Raw genomic sequence first — 18567 nt, 5'->3', positions numbered from 1 at the left:
CGGCTCAGGGGCGGTTTTCTCAGCACTCGATGACGTTGACGGCCAGTCCGCCGCGGGCGGTCTCCTTGTACTTGACCTTCATGTCCCGGCCGGTTTCCCGCATGGTCTTGATCACCTTGTCAAGCGAGACGAAATGGCTGCCGTCGCCGCGCATCGCCATCCGCGCGGCCGTGATGGCCTTCACCGAAGCGACCGCGTTGCGCTCGATGCACGGGATCTGCACCAGGCCGCCGATCGGATCGCAGGTGAGCCCGAGGTTGTGCTCCATCGCGATCTCGGCGGCGTTCTCCACCTGGTTCGGGGTTCCGCCGAGGACCTCGGCGAGCCCGGCGGCGGCCATCGAACACGCGGAGCCGACCTCGCCCTGACAGCCGACCTCGGCCCCGGAGATCGACGCGTTCTCCTTGAACAGCACACCGACCGCAGCGGCCGCGAGCAGGAACCGAACCACCCCGTTGTCGTCGGCACCAGGCACGAAACGCACGTAGTAGTGCAGCACCGCGGGCACGATGCCAGCCGCTCCGTTGGTCGGCGCGGTCACCACGCGACCGCCGGCCGCGTTCTCCTCGTTCACCGCGAGCGCGAAGAGGGTGACCCACTCCAGCGGATCGTCCCGCTCGGTCAGCGAAGCGGCCAATTCCGCCGCCCGACGCCGGACTTTGAGGCCGCCGGGCAGTTCTCCGGTGTTGCGGCACCCGTTGTCCACGCATTCGCGCATGACTTGCCAGATGTCCAGCAGTTCCCGGCGCACGGTGTCCTCGTCGCGCCAGGACAACTCGTTGGCCAGCATGATGTCGCTGATCGACAGCCCGGACTCGGCGGTTCGGGCGAGCAGTTCCGCACCGGTGCGGAACGGGAACTTCAACACCGTCTCGTCGGGTTTGATCCGATCGGCACCAGTGGCGTCCTCGTCGACGACGAAACCACCGCCCACCGAATAGAACACCGCGGTGTCCAACTCGGCGTCGTCGGCGCCGAACGCGGTGAACCGCATCCCGTTGGGGTGCAAGGGCAGTGACCTGCGGCGGTGCATCACCAGATCCCGGTCCACCACGAACCTGATCTCCTGCACTTCGTCGACCAGCAACCGCCCGGTCTCCCGGATTTCCGCCACCCGGCCCTCAACCGCGGCCGGGTCGACGCTTTCCGGGCTGTGGCCCTCCAGACCGAGCAGCACCGCCTTCGGGCTGCCGTGCCCGTGCCCGGTCGCTCCCAGCGAACCGAACAGTTCCGCCTTGATCCGCTTCACCTGCGGCAACCGGCCCGCGTCGCGCAGCCGCTGCGCGAACCGCTTCGCAGCGCGCATCGGGCCAACGGTGTGCGAGCTGGACGGCCCGATGCCCACCGAGAACAGGTCGAAGACGCTGATCGCCATTGGCGCTCTCCTCCGTCGCCCGACCCGGCTACTGCGCGATCAGTTCCGCGTACTGCTCGGCGGTGAGCACCGCACCGGTGTCGGTGGCGCGCACCTCAAGCAGCCAACCCCCACCGAAGGGCTCGGTGTTGACCAGCGCGGGATCGTCCACAACGGACTCGTTGATCGCCACGACCTCGCCGCTCACCGGCGCGAACAGGTCGCTGACGGACTTGGTGGACTCCAGTTCACCGCAGGACTGACCGGCCTCGATCTGGTCTCCGACCGCGGGCAACTGGACGTAGACGATGTCGCCGAGGGCGTCGGCGGCATGTTGGGTGATGCCGATCCGGACCAGTTCGCCGCGGTCGGCAAGCCACTCGTGTTCTTCGGTGTAGCGCAGGTTCTCGGGCATGGACATGCGGGGAGGCTCCATAGCTGTCGGGGGGCACGCATGCCCGGGGTTGCTGGGCCTCCCCCTCTGTTGCGGAACCTGAGAGCTTCACCGCGGCAGTCGCGGCTTGCACCGTGGGTGGAGCGTCATCGATGACGCACGCTTTCCAGAGTTGCCTCGCCCGAACGGTCATGGGTGCCTGAGAGTTTGTGGGGAGTCTTGCTCCTTCGGCGCCCTGGCGGCTCGACGTGAGCTCGCAGGGTCTCTCCCGCACGGGGTCTAGGGCCGGTATGCGATTGTCGAGGTGCTCAGCAACGATAAACGGGCCAGCCCTGGTGTCAACGCCCTCCCCGCCCACCGGAGGCGGCCCGAGGTTCTCAGGAGGCCGGTGATGCTGGACATCCGGGCACTGGTCGAGAGAGTCGGACCGACGCTGCTGCGCGCCGTGGTCATCCCGGAGCCGACCGTCTGCGTCGGGGACGTCGTCATCGCCGAGCTTGATCAACCACCGACCGCGGCCGGCGGTGACCTCGTTCTGGGGGTGGCCGTCACGGACCGCGAACATGCGGTGGCGCTGACGCGGGTGTGCGGCGCACAGGATGCCGCGGCAGTGCTGCTCAAGCCGCCGATTTCCGCTGATGACGCCGTCGTCGCGGCTGCCGAGCAGAGCGGGGTGGCGCTGGTCGAGGTTCGGCCTGGTACCGCCTGGGCGCAGCTGGTCTGGCTGATCCGTGCCGCGTTGGCCGGAACCGGCATCGAGGAGGCCGATGCGCGCGGCGCCGGTGTGGGTGATCTGTTCCGGCTCGCCGATGCGGTGGCCGACGTGGTGGACGCGCCCGTCACGATTGAGGACGCGCACTCCCAGGTGCTGGCGTATTCCGCGCGGCAGGATCTCACCGATCCCGCGCGGGTGTCGACGATCATGGGGCGCAAGCAGCCCGACGACGTGCTCGCCAAGTTCCGGGCTCGCGGCACGTTCCGGCAGCTCAGCAAGGGCAGTTCGGCGATCTTCGTGCCCGCCCAGCAGGACGGAACCCTGCCCCGGTTGGTCGTGCCGATCCGGATGGGCGGTGAGCTGCTGGGGTCGATGTGGGCGGTGGTTCCCGGCGAGGTGTCCGAGGAGCGTTCTACCGCCTTCGCGGACACCGCACCGCTGGTCGCGCTGCAACTGCTGCGGTGGCGCGCGGTGGCGGATTCGGAGCGGCGCCGATCCGCCGAACAGGTGCGGCTGCTGTTGGAAGGCGGTGAAGGCTGGCGGGCCGCCGCCAACGACCTGGCGGTGCCCAACGAGCCGCATCGAGTCGTCGCCATCGAAGTGCCATCGTCGGCCGGCCCCGCGGAGGGGCATCGGTTGGCGATGTGGGAGTGGATCACGCGCGGGATCGGGCGGCGCCCGCTGGTCACCGAGATCGGCACCCTGCTGTATGCGCTGGTTCCCGACCGCGCCCGCCCCGGCGGCTGGCCGGACTTGCGGGAAGCCCTCGCATCCCACGACGTGTCGCCCCGTCCGCTCATCGCGGTGGGCACCGCGGTGGCTGTTGCCGAGCTGGCCCAGTCGCGGACGCAAGCCGAGGAGCTGATCGGCCTGCTGCGGACCGGCCTGTTGACGCAGCGGGTGGCGGTGTACGAGGACAACTGGCATCTGCTGGTGCTCAGCCGCATGGCGGGCGCGGCGACGGATGCCGGAATCGGCGCGCTCGGGCCGATACCGGTGCTGCGCGACCACGACCGCACGCAGGGCACCGACTACCTGGCCACCCTGCACGCGGCGCTGCGGCACCCCGGCGATCCCCGGCAGGCGAGCCGCGAGCTGCGCGTGCACCCCAACACCTTCCGCTATCGGATGAAGCGACTCACCCAACTCGTGAACGTCGACCTCGAAGACCCCGACGTCCGATCCGCGCTGCTCGTGCAACTACTCGCCGAGCACTGGGCGCAGCACGGCTGAAAGCAAGGGAACCTTCCTGCCACTCCCACCACACCGAACCGCCCGGCGCCAGATGGGAGCAAGGGAACCTTCCTGTCACCCGCCACTCGACCGCGGGCGACGGTGCTGTGCGAGGAAGGGAACCTTCCTGTCATCAGTGGGCCCGCGGCAACCCGCGTGACGTGCAGCAAGGGAACCTTTCTGTCATCCGTGGCCGGAAAGTGCTGCTGCGGGCCTGGTCGGTGCCTTTGTGAGGAAGGGAACCTTGCTGTCGCGGACCCGGCAGCTTCGGGTTTCGGGCAGGAAATCCGAACCCATTGGTGTAGCGCTGCGGTGCGCCGGGCGCGTTGTGCTGCGAGCACAAAGCGGTCGGGTCAATCTCATCCGGCGGGAATGATGCGCCCCTGGCAACGGCGGCGGATCGTTGGGCCCAACAGCGACGAAAGGAAGCCGCCGTGAAGATCTCAGTGCCGCGCGAGATCAAGAACAACGAGTATCGGGTCGCGATCACACCTGCGGGTGTGCACGAACTCACCTCCCGTGGCCACGACGTTTTCGTCGAGACGAGCGCGGGCGCGGGATCATCGATTCCCGACGAGGACTACCTGGCGGCGGGTGCGAAGGTGTTGCCCAGTGCCGATGAGGTGTGGGCCGAGGGACAGCTGGTCCTCAAGGTGAAGGAACCGATCGCCGAGGAGTACCCGCGCATGCGCCGGGACCAGGTGTTGTTCACCTACCTGCATCTGGCTGCTTCCGCCGAGCTGACCGACGCGATGCTGGCGTCCGGGGTCACCGGGATCGCCTACGAAACCGTGCAGACCGGCGACGGCAGGCTGCCGCTGTTGGCACCGATGAGCGAGGTCGCCGGGCGCCTCGCCCCGCAGGTGGGGGCCTACTCCCTGATGCGTCCCTGCGGTGGGCGCGGTGTGCTGCCGGGCGGTGTTCCCGGTGTGCACCCGGCGCGCGTCGTTGTGATCGGTGGCGGTGTCGCGGGCCTCAACGCGGCCCGCGTCGCGTTGGGCATGGGTGCCGACGTCGAGCTTCTCGACACCAATGTCGACAAGCTCCGCGAAATCGACCGCGACTTCCACGGCCAGATCCGCACGGTCACTTCCAACCGGTACACGGTCGAGCAGGCGGTGCGGGCCGCCGACCTCGTCATCGGTGCCGTGCTGATCCCGGGCGCTAAAGCGCCGACGCTGGTGTCCAACCACCTGGTGTCCGAGATGAAGCCGGGCAGCGTGCTGGTGGACATCGCGATCGACCAGGGCGGCTGCTTCGCAGACTCCCGTCCGACCACGCACGACGAGCCGACCTACCGGGTGCACAACTCGGTCTTCTACTGCGTGGCGAACATGCCGGGTGCGGTTCCGAACACGTCGACGCACGCGCTCACCAACGTCACGTTGCCGTACGTGGTGCGCATCGCTGACCAGGGTTGGCTGCAGGCTTGCCGAGCGGACGCCGCGCTCGCAGCGGGTCTCAACACCCACGACGGCAAGCTGGTCAACGAACCGGTCGCCGAGGCGCACGGCCGCGCCAACACCCCGGTGAGCAGCATCCTGTCCTGATCAGTCCACCGAATCGCGAGGAAGGGAACCTTCCTGTCAGATCTGCCAGGAAGGTTCCCTTCCTCGCATCCGCGTGACGGGATGCTGGACGTTGTGGGAGAACCAGGTCCGCGAGTGGCAGGAAGGTTCCCTTCTGCTCGTCAACGGGCCGCATCAAGCTGCCACCAACCGGTTCAGCCGGGTCTTGGCCAGCGGTTCAGGGAGAAGAAAAGCCGCGCCGAGCGGGTTTGCAGTCAGGCTGGAAAAGGTTTCCACTCGGGCGAAAACTTCGTGCGCGCGGCCTGCGGAATGATCAAAAAACAGAATGCAGCCGGACAAAACGGGCTCAAACAGCCGGACGGGGCGGCCCGCTCAACCAGCCTGGGGGTCACCGGGAGCAGGCCGCCACTTTCAAGTGTAGGACACGATCGCCCGTTTGCCGACGACGTGAGCCGCAGCACAGCGGGGATTTTCAAGCCGAATCGATAACCACTCGATGGGGTGAGCATTGCGGGGTGCCGGTGCAGGCGTGCCTCCCCACTGCCGATGTCACCCGATGGAGTCAGCGCCGGGGTGGTTCGTCACACGATCTCTGCGCGCAACACCGACGCACTCGAAACACTCGACGACGGTGGGAGACGACATGATGCACGTGGCGCTGCGAAAGGCCGTCCTCGACCGACTCGACAGGTTGGATCAGGTCACCGCGGACAACGCACCCGAGGTGCTCCTGCCAGTTGCCCGGTCCGAGCTCTACCGACTCACCGAGGGCCTGCGCGCCCTGCTCGACGAGCACAATCCCGGCGAGGACGGCCGATGCCCGTCCTGCCAGGGCACACTGCGGGCCCGCCCCTGGCCGTGCACGGTGTGGCTGACCGCGCACCGGCAGCTCATCAGCGACCATTCCGGACGACCCGTGCCCAACCGCGGCACCCTCCTGGAGTCACTGCACCGGAGGTTACGACCGAGGTCTGCGGAGGCAACGTCGGCCGTTGCGGTCATCCCGCGGCCGATCGTCTCCTCCGTCGGCCGCGGACCGAGCGACTGGGACACCAACGAGTTCACCCGTCCCGATCTGACTGTTCCCCCCACCCCGCCGCCCATGGGTGGTCACCTCGAAACCGACCACAGCAAGATCTATCGAGCGTCGGTGATCGACCGGTCCGTTCGCTGGCCGTAGCCCGGCGCCGCTGAGAACCCGCTTGGAAAACCACGACTCCGCACCTGAACACGGGTAGTTGTCCGGCAGGATGGGCACCGACGAGTGAACAGGTGACGATGGAGGGCGTGTGCACGACGGCAGTGGCCGGATCATTGTGCAGGGTCTCAGCAAGAGCTTCGGGCCGGTCAACGCAGTGCAGGACCTCAGTTTCACGGTTCGGCCGGGGACGGTGACCGGGTTCCTCGGCCCCAACGGGTCGGGCAAGACGACAACGCTGCGGATGCTGCTCGGCCTGGTCACCCCGACCTCGGGCACGGCAACGATCAACGGTTTGCCGTTTCGCCAACTGCAAAATCCGGCGACGGTGATCGGCGCCGTGCTGGACGCGCAGAGCTTCCACCCCGGCCGCACTGCCCGCCATCACCTGCGGTGCTATGCCGCCGCGATGAACGTCCCAGATGCGCAGGTCGATCGTGCTCTTGAGCTCGTCGGTTTGGCCGCTGCCGGGCGACGAAAGACCGGCTCGTTCTCGCTGGGGATGCGTCAGCGCCTGGCGCTGGCCACCGCATTGCTCGGCGACCCGCAGTTGCTGGTGCTCGACGAACCCGCCAACGGGCTGGATCCGGAGGGCATCGCCTGGCTGCGGAACTTCCTGAAGGCCTTCGCCGCGAGCGGCCGAACCGTGCTGATGTCCAGTCACTTCCTCAGGGAGATCGAGCACACCGTGGACCAGTTGGTCATCATCAGCCACGGACGCTGCGTCTACGACGGCCATCTCGATCAGCTTCGCGCCGCACAGCGTTCCCGCGCGCTGGTGCAGGCCGCCGATCCCGACAAGCTCGTCGACAAGTTGCAGGAGGCCGGTTTCGGCATCGAATACCTCACGGACGGCAGGCTGGCGGTGACCGGTGCCGACTCCCGTGCCGTCGCGGACCTGGCGTTGGACGCCGGGGTAGCGCTGTACGGGATGCAGGATGAACGAATCGGCCTGGAGCAGTTGTTCTTCCAGCTCACCAGCGGTCAGTACACCGGTGTTCTGCAGCCTGGAGCCGAGCAGTGGTCCGCACCGAGCGGTCGTGAACCCTCCGGCGGAGGCCACGGGTTCGGGGGGAATGCCTGATGGGCGGGCTGGTCAAAGCGGAGTTCCGCAAGATCTTCACGACGAGCCTGTGGTGGGCGCTGCTCATCCCGGTGGCGTTGCTCGGCTTCGGCGCGGGCTGGTTGGGCACTGCGATCGTCGGGATCATCAACACGGTCGAGGAGTTTGACCGGTCGGTGCCTCTCGGGCTGCTCTCGGTGTCCATGTCGACGAACTTCAGCACCGTCTTCGCGATGCTCTTCGGCGCCATGGCGTTCGCCGGTGAGCACCGGAACAAGAGCATCACCACGACGTACCTCACCGGTAATCCGCGTGGTGCCGTGCTGGTGGCGAAGCTCGCCGCCTACGCGGCTGTCGGTCTGCTCTACGGTCTCGCGAACGTCCTGTTCGCAAGCCTCGGGGGCCTGCTCGGTGCCGGTCAGGATTTCGGCAATTTCGGCGGCCTGACCGACTGGCTCAGCGTCGGTGGGGTCGGTGTGCTCGCGATGGTGCTGTGGACGCTGCTCGGGGTTGGTTTCGGCGCGCTGGTCGCGAACGCCGTGCTCGCGATCATCGTTGCGCTGGTCTACAAGTTCGTGGTCGAGTTCATCCTGTCGTTGAGCCTGATCGATTCCGCTGCTGCCGGTATCGGTCCCTACCTACCGGGTGCTGCTGGCAACGGGATCGTCGCGAACCTGGCGGTGCCGCTGTTCGTCGCGGCCGTGGCCGGGCCTGACGAGCCGAACACCCCGCGTGCGGCGTTCGAGTTCTTGCACCTGTTCTTCGGCGGCAGTTACGGCCACCCCTGGTGGGCGAGTCTGCTGACCTTCGTCGGCTACACCGCCGTGTTCATCACCGGTGGATGGCTCATCAGCCGACGCCGCGACATCACCTGACGCGCACCCTGAATCCGTTCCAACACTGGCTCCCTCCGTGGGGCCATGCCGTCGCCACCCGCCGTGGGAGCGGTGCAAGGGAACCTTCCTGTCACCTGCCCCAGCGCGCCCATCGATGCGAGGAAGGGAACCTTCCTGTCACTTCACGCGCTGGTCGTCGCCTCGGGGGTGACAGGAAGGTTCCCTTGCTCTCGCCACCCCGGGGGGTTGGTGGGGGTCACAACGATGGTCGGGATGGTCTGCGTGGTCGGTGAGTCGTCATAACCTGGCGGGGTGAGCGACTCCGGTAATCCCCGCCCTCCAGTCCGCGGTTGGATCCGTCGCCTCTTCACCGCCTGCCGACGGCATCCGATCGCCTTGACCTTGGCGATGGGTGCCTCCGTAACGGCGGTCGGGCTGGAGGCGCTGGTTCCGCTGCTGACCAAGCTGGCGGTCGACGATTCCGTCGCAGGCACCACCAACCGCTTGTGGTGGATCGTGTTCGCGCTGGTCGCGCTGGGTGTGTTCCGCTTCGCCGCGGCGTTCGTCCGCCGCTACAGCGCCGGGCGGCTGGCCCTCGACGTGCAGCACGACCTGCGTCGGGCGGTGTTCGCCGCGATGCAACGGCTGGACGGCGGAAAGCAGGACGCGCTGCGCACCGGCCAGGTGGTGTCCCGATCCATCAGCGATCTGCAAATGGTGAACTCGCTGCTGTCGATGCTGCCGTTGGCAGCCGGGACCGTGGTGCTCGCGCTGTTCGCGATTGCGGCAATGCTGTGGTTGTCGCCGCTGCTCACAGTGGTGTCGTTGATCGTCGCGCCGCTGATCGCGGTGGTTTCGGCGCGCAGCAAGAAAACCCTGTTCCCGGCTACCTGGTCGGCTCAGCAGCGGGCCGCCGACATCGCGCAGCACGTCGAGGAAACCGTCACCGGTGTACGGGTCGTGAAGGGCTTCGGCCAGGAGGAGCGGGAGGTTGGGCGGCTGCAGACCCGTGCGCGGCGGCTTTTCGCTGAGCGGCTGCGCGCCGCGCGGATGACGTCGACACCGGCGGCGAGCCTGGCCGCGCTGCCTGCCGCTGGGCAGGTCGGTGTGCTGGGTCTTGGCGGCTGGATGGCGCTGCAGGGGCAGGTCAGCCTGGGCACCTTCGTCGCGTTCGCCGGTTATGTGGCGATGCTGGCCGGTCCGGCGCGGATGTTGTCGAGCGTCATGATCCAGGCGCAGCTCGCCCGCGCCGGGGTGGAACGCATTCACGAGCTGATCGATTCGCAGCCGGAAGTGCAGGAGAAAACCGAGGCCGCGGCGCTGCCGGAAGGCCCGCTGGAGGTTCGGCTCGACGACGTGAGCTTCGGCTACACCCGTGATCAACCGGTGCTCCGCAACACCTCGCTTCGCGTCCGCCCCGGCGAGACGGTGGCTCTGGTCGGCCCGGCGGGGTCTGGCAAATCGACGGTGTCGCTGCTGTTGCCGCGCTTCTACGACGTGCATTCGGGAAGCATCACGATCGGCCCGGCCGAAGACCTGGCGAGCGCCTTCGACATCCGCGACCTGCGCTTGAGCTCGCTTCGGACGGCTGTCGGGGTGGTGTTCGAGGAGGCCTTCCTGTTCTCCGACACCATTCGCGGCAACATCGCCTACGGGCGTCCGGATGCTTCGGAGGCGGATGTGATCGCGGCGGCGAGAGCGGCCGAAGCGCACGATTTCATCACCGCGCTCCCGGACGGTTATGGAACGACGGTCGGGGAACGCGGCCTGACGCTGTCCGGTGGGCAACGTCAACGGGTGGCATTGGCGCGGGCGTTGCTTTCGAATCCGCGCATCCTGGTGCTCGACGACGCCACTTCGGCTGTCGACCCGGCGACCGAGGCCGCGATCCACGACACCCTCCGATCGGTGACTGCGCAGCGCACCACTCTGCTCATCGCGCACCGGCGGTCAACGCTGGCGCTGGCCGACCGGATCGCGGTGCTCGACGAAGGGCGGGTCGTCGACATCGGCACCGAGGAGGAACTGTTCCAGCGATGCGAACTGTTCCAGTCGCTGCTGGCCGGTCCTGGGGAATCGATCGACAACCGCAGCGACGGCCAGGTCGTGCCGAGCGCGGAAGGCACCACACCGGAACTGTGGCCGACGCCGGACGACGACGAACTGGCGGACGCCAACCGCGCCGCGCCGATGGCCGGTTCGCACGGCATGGGCGGCATGTCGATACCCCCGACGCAGGAACTGATCGACGGCATCCGAAAGCTGCCGGTGGCGACCGACCAGCCGGATCTGCGCGGCGAAGATCCCACCGCGGCCGACCCCGATTTCAAGCTGTCCCGGCTGGTGCGGCCGATCCGCTGGGGACTGCTGCTGACCGTTGCGCTGGTGGCCGGGGACGCCCTGACGTCGATCGCGCTGCCGTCGTTGGTCCGCCAGGGCATCGACGGCGGGGTAGGGGCTGAGAACCTGGACGTGCTGTGGGTGGTGACGGGGCTGGGCGTCGTGGTGGTCGCTGCCGCGTGGCTGGTGGTCAAGCTGCAGACCGTCATCACCGCGAGGACCGGTGAGACCCTGCTCTACCTGTTGCGGTTGCGCAGTTTCGCGCATCTGCAGCGGCTCGGGCTGGACTACTACGAGCGTGAGCTCGCGGGGCGGATCATGACCCGGATGACCACGGACGTCGACGCGTTGTCGACGTTCCTGCAGACCGGGCTGGCGACCTTCGTGGTCAGCGTGTTGACCCTGGTCGGCATCGCGGGTGCACTGCTGATCACCGATGTTTCACTGGCCGTGGTGGCGATGGCGGTGCTGCCGATCCTGCTGGTCGCGACGATGATCTTCCGCAGGGTGTCGGCGACCGCCTACGCCGAGGCGCGCGAGCGGGTGAGCACGGTCAACGCCGATCTGCAGGAGAACGTCTCCGGGATGCGGGTCGCGCAGGCGCACCGTCGCGAAGGGCACGCTGCGAAGGTGTTCGCGCAGCGCAGCGACGCCTACCGGCGGTCTCGGCTGCGCGCCCAGCGCTACATCGCCACGTACTTCCCGTTCGTCGCTCTGCTGTCGGAGATCGCGCAGGCGGCAGTGCTGGGTGTTGGTGCGGCGCGCGTCGCGTCGGATGACCTGACGGCCGGGGTGCTGGTGGCGTTCATGCTCTACCTCGGTTTGTTCTTCTCCCCTGTGCAGCAGTTGTCCGGGGTTTTCGACGGCTACCAGCAGGCCAGGGTGGGGTTGCAGCGGATCGGCGACTTGCTGCGCACCTCGACTTCGGTGCCCGCCCCCACCGATCCCACCGCGGTGCCGGAGCGGTTCGAGGGCGGGGTGGAGTTGCGGTCCGTGTCGTTCCGCTACCCCGGCACCGAGCAGTTCGCGCTGCGCGACATCGCGCTGCGGGTGCGGCCTGGCGAGACGGTGGCGCTGGTGGGCGCGACCGGTGCCGGCAAGTCGACGCTGATCAAGTTGATCGCCCGGTTCTACGACGCGACCGATGGCGCGGTCCTGGTCGACGGGGTGGACATCCGGCGCTACGACCTGGCGGCGTTCCACGGTCGGCTCGCCGTGGTGCCGCAGGAAGGTCACTTGTTCACCGGCGACATCGCCACCAACATCGCCTACGCGCGGCCGGAAGCCGACCCGACCGAGGTCGAGGCCGCTGCGCGGGCGGTAGGTGCGCTGCCGGGCATCGCCATGCTGCCGCACGGGTTTCGCCAGCAGGTCGGCGAGCGCGGACGCGGCTTGTCGGCGGGCCAGCGGCAGCTCGTCGCGCTGGCGCGTGCCGAGCTGGTCGACCCCGACATCCTGCTGCTCGACGAGGCGACCGCCGCGCTTGATCCGGCGACCGAATCGATGGTCGTCGCGGCCAGCGACCGGGTGGCCGCGCAGCGCACCACGTTCATCGTGGCGCACCGGCTGGCCACGGCGGCCCGCGCCGACCGCATCATCGTCATCAACGGCGGCCGGATCGTCGAACAGGGCAGCCACACCGAACTGCTCGCGGACAACGGCCACTACGCCCGTCTGTGGCGAGCAGCGGACGCAACACCCGGCGAGGAGCCACCAGAGGTCGACGCGAGCAACATCGCCTGACCAGAGGGGAGCAAGGGAACCTTCCTGTCACATCCGGCGCCGTTGGCCCGTGCGAGGCGTGGGGAAGGGAACCTTCCTGTCACCGCGACGCCCGCGAGACCCCCGGTGACGTGAGCAAGGGAACCTTCCTGTCACCAGACGGCTGCGGGGCGGGTGTGGGATGCACGGACGGAAACCTTCTCGTCACTCTTCGCGACCGGGGATTGGCGCTGCTCACACTGCGCTGGGGCGTGTGGTACAGGAGTGCCGTTGGCGTTCGTGACGTGGGAAAGGTCGGTCACGGGGCAGGAACACAGCGTGTCCGTGAAACGTCATACTAGAGGTGGGCGACAACCCAGACGGAGTAGTACCAAGCGACGCCAACCTCAAGCGAGGCATGCTAGGTGCGGTCGATGATCGTTTGCGTGAGCCGAACGGGGAGTCTTACCCGCAAGCTGGGCTTTCCTGATCGATTTTGTGACCGACCTCGTCGACCGAACGGCCGTACTGTGTGTCAACCTCGCGAATCGGACCGCTAGCCTGGTACCCGAGTGTGTCTGTACATCACGAGCATATGGATCGAGGCGAACGCCAGCCGTGTCCAGCAGCCCTGCGTCACAGTTCGGCCCCAACGAGTGGTTGATCGAGGAGATGTACGAGCGGTTCCTCCAAGATCCCGCTTCAGTAGACTCGGCGTGGCACGAATTCTTCGCCGACTACAAGCCGGGCCAGGCAGCCACCGAGAACACCGCTGCTGCGGCTGGCGCTGCAGCGGCCCCGACGACCACGGCCACCGCGACGCGCACCAGTGAGGCCAATGGTCAGGTCCCGCCCGCCGCCGCTGCGACCGCGCCCCCGGCGAGCAAGCCCGCCGCTGCACCGAAGCCGTCCCCGCAGCAGGCCGCCAAGGCTGCTCCGGTGAAGGAGCCGTCGGCTGGTGGAGACGTCAAGACGCTGCGCGGTGCCGCTGCCGCTATCGCCAAGAACATGGACCAGTCGCTGACCGTGCCGACCGCCACCAGCGTGCGCGCGGTCCCGGCCAAGCTGGTGTTCGACAACCGCATCGTCATCAACAACCACTTGAAGCGGAACAAAGGCGGCAAGGTCTCCTTCACGCACCTGATCGGCTATGCGCTAGTCCGGGCGGTGCGGGACTTCCCGAACATGAACCGCCACTACGGCGAGGACGCCAAGGGCAAGCCCGCGGCCGTCACACCGGAGCACATCAACCTCGGTCTGGCCATCGACCTGCCGGGCAGGGACGGGTCGCGCAACCTCGTGGTCGCTTCCATCAAGGCCTGCGAGGACATGACCTTCTACCAGTTCTGGCAGGCCTACGAAGACATCATCCGCAAGGCTCGCAGCAACGCGCTCACCACCGAAGACTTCGCTGGCACCACGATTTCGCTGACCAACCCGGGCCCGTCCGGCACCAACCACTCGGTGCCGCGGTTGACCAAGGGGCAGAGCGCGATCATCGGTGTCGGCGCGATGGACTACCCCGCCGAGTTCCAGGGCGCCAGTGAGAAGACGCTGGTCGACATGGGCATCAGCAAGATCGTGACGCTGACGTCCACCTACGACCACCGCGTCATCCAGGGCGCGGAGTCCGGTGACTTCCTGCGCAAGGTCCACCAACTGCTGCTGGGCGGCGACGGGTTCTTCGACGACATCTTCGCTTCGCTGCGCATCCCGTACGAGCCGGTGCGCTGGACGCAGGACATCCCCGAGGGCGCGGTGGACAAGACCGCCCGCGTGCTCGAACTGATCGACGCCTACCGCACCCGCGGCCACCTGATGGCCGACATCGACCCGCTGAACTACCGGCAGCGGCGCCACGAGGACCTCGACGTGCTGTCGCACAGCCTCACGCTGTGGGACCTGGACCGGGAGTTCGCCGTCGGTGGTTTCGCGGGCAAGGAGCGCATGAAGCTCCGCGACGTGCTGGGCGTGCTGCGCGACTCCTACTGCCGCACGGTCGGCGTCGAGTACATGCACATCCTCGAACCCGACGAGCGCGAGTGGCTGCAGCAGCGGGTCGAGAAGCCGCACACCAAGCCCGAGCCGTCCGAGCAGAAGTACATCCTGTCGAAGCTCAACGCGGCCGAGGCGTTCGAGACGTTCCTGCAGACCAAGTACGTCGGGCAGAAGCGGTTCTCGCTGGAAGGCGCCGAAACCGTGGTGCCGCTGCTGGATGCGGTGCTGGACACCTCGGCGGCGCACGAGCTCGACGAGGTCGTCATCGGCATGCCGCACCGCGGTCGGCTCAACGTGCTGGCCAACATCGTCGGCAAGCCGATCTCGCAGATCTTCCGCGAGTTCGAGGGCAACCTGGACCCGGGCCAGGCGCACGGCTCCGGCGACGTCAAGTACCACCTCGGCGCCGAGGGCAAGTACTTCCGGATGTTCGGTGACGGCGAGACCAAGGTTTCGCTGACGTCCAACCCGTCGCACCTGGAAGCCGTCGACCCGGTGCTGGAGGGCATCGTCCGCGCCAAGCAGGACATCCTGGACAAGGGTCAGGAGGGCTTCACGGTCCTGCCGGTGCTGCTGCACGGCGACGCCGCTTTCGCCGGTCAGGGTGTGGTCGCCGAGACGCTGAACCTTTCGCTGCTGCGCGGCTACCGCACCGGCGGCACGGTCCACGTGATCGTAAACAACCAGGTCGGCTACACCACGGCTCCGGAGCACTCGCGGTCCAGCAAGTACTGCACCGATGTGGCGAAGATGATCGGTGCCCCGGTGTTCCACGTCAACGGCGACGACCCCGAGGCCTGCGTGTGGGTCGCCAAGCTGGCCGTGGCGTACCGCCAAGCGTTCGGCAAGGACGTCGTGATCGACATGGTCTGCTACCGCCGCCGCGGGCACAACGAGGGCGATGACCCGTCGATGACGCAGCCGAAGATGTACGACGCGATCGACAAGATGCGCAGCGTCCGCAAGGTCTACACCGAGGCGCTGATCGGCCGCGGCGACATCACCGTCGAAGAAGCCGAGAAGGCGCTGAAGGACTACGCGTCTCAGCTGGAGCACGTGTTCAACGAGGTGCGGGAGCTGGAGAAGCACCCGCCGTCGCCGAGCCCGTCGGTGGAGTCCGAGCAGCTGGTGCCGCGTGGGCTGGCCACCGCGATCTCGCGGGAGACCGTGGAGCGCATCTCCGAGTCGCAGATCAACCTGCCGGAGGGCTTCAGCCCGCACCCGCGCGTCAAGCCGGTGCTGGAGCGGCGCGCCAAGATGGGCCGCGAAGGCGGCATCGACTGGGCGTTCGGCGAGCTGCTCGCGTTCGGTTCGCTGGTCATGGAGGGCCGCCAGGTCCGCCTGACCGGTCAGGACAGCCGTCGCGGGACCTTCGGTCAGCGGCACTCGGTGCTCATCGACCGCAAGGACAACGCCGAATACACCCCGCTGCAGAACCTGTCGGACGATCAGGCGAAGTTCCTGGTCTACGACTCGGCGCTGTCGGAGTTCGCGGCGCTGGGCTTCGAGTACGGCTACTCGGTGGGCAACCCGGAAGCGCTGGTGCTGTGGGAAGCGCAGTTCGGTGACTTCTTCAACGGCGCGCAGTCGATCATCGACGAGTTCATCTCGTCGGGTGAGGCCAAGTGGGGTCAGCGGTCCGACGTGGTCATGCTGCTGCCGCACGGGCACGAGGGCCAGGGCCCGGACCACACCTCCGGGCGCATCGAGCGTTGGTTGCAGCTGTGCGCCGAGGGGTCGATGACGGTTGCGTTGCCGTCGACTCCGGCGAACTACTTCCACCTGCTGCGGCGGCACGCGCTGGATGGCATCCACCGTCCGCTGGTGGTGTTCACGCCGAAGTCGATGCTGCGGTTGAAGGCCGCGAGCAGCCCGGTCGAGGACTTCACCGAAGGCAAGTTCGTCTCGGTGATCGACGACCCGGCGCAGCCCGACCCCGCGGCGGTGCGCAATGTGGTGCTGTGCGCCGGAAAGCTCTACTACGAGTTGGCCGCGTACCGGGACAAGCAGGGCATCACCGACACCGCGATCGTCCGGCTGGAGCAGCTATACCCGCTGCCGCACCGGAAGTTGGGTGCGCTGTTCGAGCGGTACCCCAACGCCACCTCGATCCGGTGGACGCAGGAGGAGCCAGCCAACCAGGGTCCGTGGCCGTTCCTGGGCTTGGCCCTGCCGGAACAGTTCCCGGAGCTGGTCGGCAAGCTTGAGCGGGTTTCGCGCCGTCCGATGGCCGCACCGGCCACTGGTATGGCCAAGGTTCACGAGGTCGAGCAGGCCGAGGTCGTGCACGAGGCCTTCGCCTGATTTGCGGCTGACGCGGGCCGCCGGTTCCCACCAGGAACTGGCGGCCCGCTTTTTCGTGCCGCGGCCCGGCAAGGGGCGCCGCCGGGTGGTTCGGTGACAGGAAGGTTCCCATCCTCACGTCCGGCTGCTGGAAGCACAGGATGGCGTAGCGGCGAACCCGACCGAAACGCGACGCTTGGGCATCGGGCTGGTGCGGCGGTTCATACGGGGTTTTTCAGGTCCGTAGCGTTCGACAGGTCCTACTGCCGGGGGCGCCGATGCGTGGCTTCCGTAGGACGTTGATCACCTACCGGCGGACGCCACCAGCGGCCACGGTCCGATACCGGCGGCAGCGACGACTCGATCTCGGCCCACGCGCGGTCAGCCGACCTGCCCCGGCGTACGACGCTGGTCCGGCCGCCTGGCTGACCTGGGCGGAAGCTGGTGTTTCGGCATGGAATCCGGCTCCGATCTCCGCCAGCCGACCCGGGTGCGTCCGTGGAGCATGGGAACCTTTCTGTCATCAAGCCGGTTCCCTTGCCGCAACCGAAATGGCGTTTCGTAGTCTGCTGTTCTGCCCACCCTGAGCACATTGGGCAAGTACGGACAAACTAGGAGGACACGGTGTATTTCACCGACCGCGGCATTGAGGAACTCGAAGACCGTCGCGGTGACGACGCGGTCACCCTGGCCTGGGTCGCCGACCGGATGCGGGCCTTTGTTGACCTCAATCCCGAGTTCGAGGACGCCACCGAGCGGCTGGCCACCTTCCTCGCCCGCGACGACGCCGACGACGAATAACGGCCCTGATCGCAGCTTCGCCCGCCCAGCGTCCGGCCAGCCCGATGACAGGAAAGTTCCCATCCTTCCAACCGCTGTCACCCCGGTAGGAAGCCCCGACCGGCCGGTTGCGGGATCTCCCACTCATTCACCAGCCCGGTCGCCGACCGGAAAGGCTCATTCCGCGTCGCCCCTTCGCGGCTTCGTGACAGAAAGGTTCCCTTCCTCGCACCAGCCACCCACACTGCGGCGGTCCGGTGACAGGAAGGTTCCCTTGCTGCGTCTCGAACCCGGCGGCGCTGGGCGGTGGATGACAGAAAGGTTCCCTTTCTCACCTCTCGCGCACGGCTGTTGGTGACAGGAAGGTTCCCTTGCTTCGAGTTCTCGTGCCCGCGTCGGCGGGTGGGGTTGTTGGCGACCGGGCCGTGGGGTTGGCTGCGGCGTCGGCGCGTGGGCGGATCTGCGGTGTTCCGGACGTGGCCGGGGTGCTCCCCTGGGCGGGTTCCGGAATTGGGGAATTGATCCACTACGGGGTGACTTACCCGGCGAGTGGGACGGATGTGTGGTCGCCTCTGCGGTGGCAATGCCAACCACGACTACGGAGGAGTTTCATGCGACGTCTGCTTGCCAGCACCCTGCTCACCGGCCTTGCCGTGTTTGGGGCGGCCGGAACGGCCGCAGCGGCCGATGAACCCCAGCCGCCGGAACCAGACCAGGTTATGGCTGCGATCGCCGAAGCGATCGCGGGCTTCCAGCAGTCATCCGACCAGGACCAGTTCGGCCAGGACGACCTGCTGGGCCAGCAGGACCAAGAAAGCCAGCTGGGCCAGCCGGAGCAAGAAGGTCAGCCGGAGCAAGAAGGTCAGCAGGACGAGTCCACCCAGGAAGACCAGCTGGGCCAGGAAGACCAGCTGGGCCAAGACGACCAGTTGGGCCAGGGTGATCTGCTGGGTCTGCCGAGCCAGCAGGGCGCCGACCCGACCGGCGGGATGGCCGGGATCCGCTGAGCCCCCTGACCGTGCCGCGCCCCACTCGTCGAAGGCGGTGGGGCGCGGTGCGTTGTGCAGCGGGGCTAACCAGTCAGTGCAGAAAGTCGAGATGGACCGGCCCTCCCGCAGCGGGCCAAACTCCGTTGCGACGAAG

Annotated in this window: 11 protein-coding genes and 2 riboswitches; of the genes, 9 read left to right on the top strand and 2 right to left on the bottom strand. The window is 67.6% G+C overall.

The window, feature by feature from the left end:
• Positions 1–19: 19 nt before the first annotated feature.
• Together ACTWQN_RS31515 and gcvH are read right to left on the bottom strand one after the other, a co-directional pair.
• Positions 20–1375: an L-serine ammonia-lyase gene (locus tag ACTWQN_RS31515; RefSeq protein ID WP_443207263.1), complete on the bottom strand. Its 1356-nt coding sequence runs from the start codon at positions 1373–1375 to the stop codon at positions 20–22.
• A gap of 28 nt (positions 1376–1403) precedes the next feature.
• Positions 1404–1775 carry a glycine cleavage system protein GcvH gene (gene gcvH / locus ACTWQN_RS31510; protein WP_443207262.1) on the bottom strand — a complete coding sequence of 124 codons (372 nt, stop codon included), beginning with the start codon at positions 1773–1775 and terminating at the stop codon, positions 1404–1406.
• A gap of 50 nt (positions 1776–1825) precedes the next feature.
• A riboswitch (glycine riboswitch) is annotated at positions 1826–1924 on the bottom strand.
• Positions 1925–2029: riboswitch (glycine riboswitch) on the bottom strand. It abuts the riboswitch before it with no gap.
• 110 nt (positions 2030–2139) lie between these two features.
• Here gcvH and ACTWQN_RS31505 point away from each other — a divergent pair.
• The 9 genes from ACTWQN_RS31505 (at position 2140) to ACTWQN_RS31465 (ending at position 18431) form a co-directional block, all read left to right on the top strand.
• Positions 2140–3696, top strand: a complete 1557-nt coding sequence (locus tag ACTWQN_RS31505; RefSeq protein ID WP_443207261.1) for a PucR family transcriptional regulator — start codon at positions 2140–2142, stop codon at positions 3694–3696.
• Positions 3697–4130: 434 nt separating this feature from the next.
• The gene (gene ald / locus ACTWQN_RS31500) at positions 4131–5246 is read left to right on the top strand and encodes an alanine dehydrogenase (protein WP_443207260.1); all 1116 of its coding nucleotides are present in this window, start codon (positions 4131–4133) and stop codon (positions 5244–5246) included.
• Positions 5247–5856: 610 nt separating this feature from the next.
• The gene (locus ACTWQN_RS31495; protein ID WP_443207259.1) at positions 5857–6405 is read left to right on the top strand and encodes a hypothetical protein; all 549 of its coding nucleotides are present in this window, start codon (positions 5857–5859) and stop codon (positions 6403–6405) included.
• Positions 6406–6514: 109 nt separating this feature from the next.
• A complete protein-coding gene (locus ACTWQN_RS31490; protein WP_443207258.1) occupies positions 6515–7507 on the top strand; it encodes an ABC transporter ATP-binding protein in 993 nt (330 codons plus the stop codon).
• The gene (locus tag ACTWQN_RS31485; protein WP_443207257.1) at positions 7507–8361 is read left to right on the top strand and encodes an ABC transporter permease; all 855 of its coding nucleotides are present in this window, start codon (positions 7507–7509) and stop codon (positions 8359–8361) included. Before ACTWQN_RS31490 ends, ACTWQN_RS31485 begins: the two co-directional genes overlap by 1 nt.
• Positions 8362–8730: 369 nt before the next feature.
• Positions 8731–12405 (top strand): ABC transporter ATP-binding protein, encoded by a 3675-nt coding sequence (locus tag ACTWQN_RS31480; RefSeq protein ID WP_443207256.1) that lies wholly within the window; start codon positions 8731–8733, stop codon positions 12403–12405.
• 630 nt (positions 12406–13035) lie between these two features.
• A complete protein-coding gene (locus tag ACTWQN_RS31475) occupies positions 13036–16665 on the top strand; it encodes a multifunctional oxoglutarate decarboxylase/oxoglutarate dehydrogenase thiamine pyrophosphate-binding subunit/dihydrolipoyllysine-residue succinyltransferase subunit (RefSeq protein ID WP_443207297.1) in 3630 nt (1209 codons plus the stop codon).
• Positions 16666–17268: 603 nt separating this feature from the next.
• Positions 17269–17445: a DUF6104 family protein gene (locus ACTWQN_RS31470; RefSeq protein ID WP_443207255.1), complete on the top strand. Its 177-nt coding sequence runs from the start codon at positions 17269–17271 to the stop codon at positions 17443–17445.
• Between the two features lie 590 nt (positions 17446–18035).
• Positions 18036–18431: a hypothetical protein gene (locus ACTWQN_RS31465; RefSeq protein WP_443207254.1), complete on the top strand. Its 396-nt coding sequence runs from the start codon at positions 18036–18038 to the stop codon at positions 18429–18431.
• Positions 18432–18567: the final 136 nt, after the last annotated feature.

Origin of the sequence: Saccharopolyspora antiqui, assembly GCF_052246905.1 — a bacterium.
Lineage (GTDB): Bacteria > Actinomycetota > Actinomycetes > Mycobacteriales > Pseudonocardiaceae > Saccharopolyspora.
The sequence above is the reverse complement of the archived record's forward strand: the minus strand, read 5'-3'. Positions and strand labels throughout refer to the sequence as shown.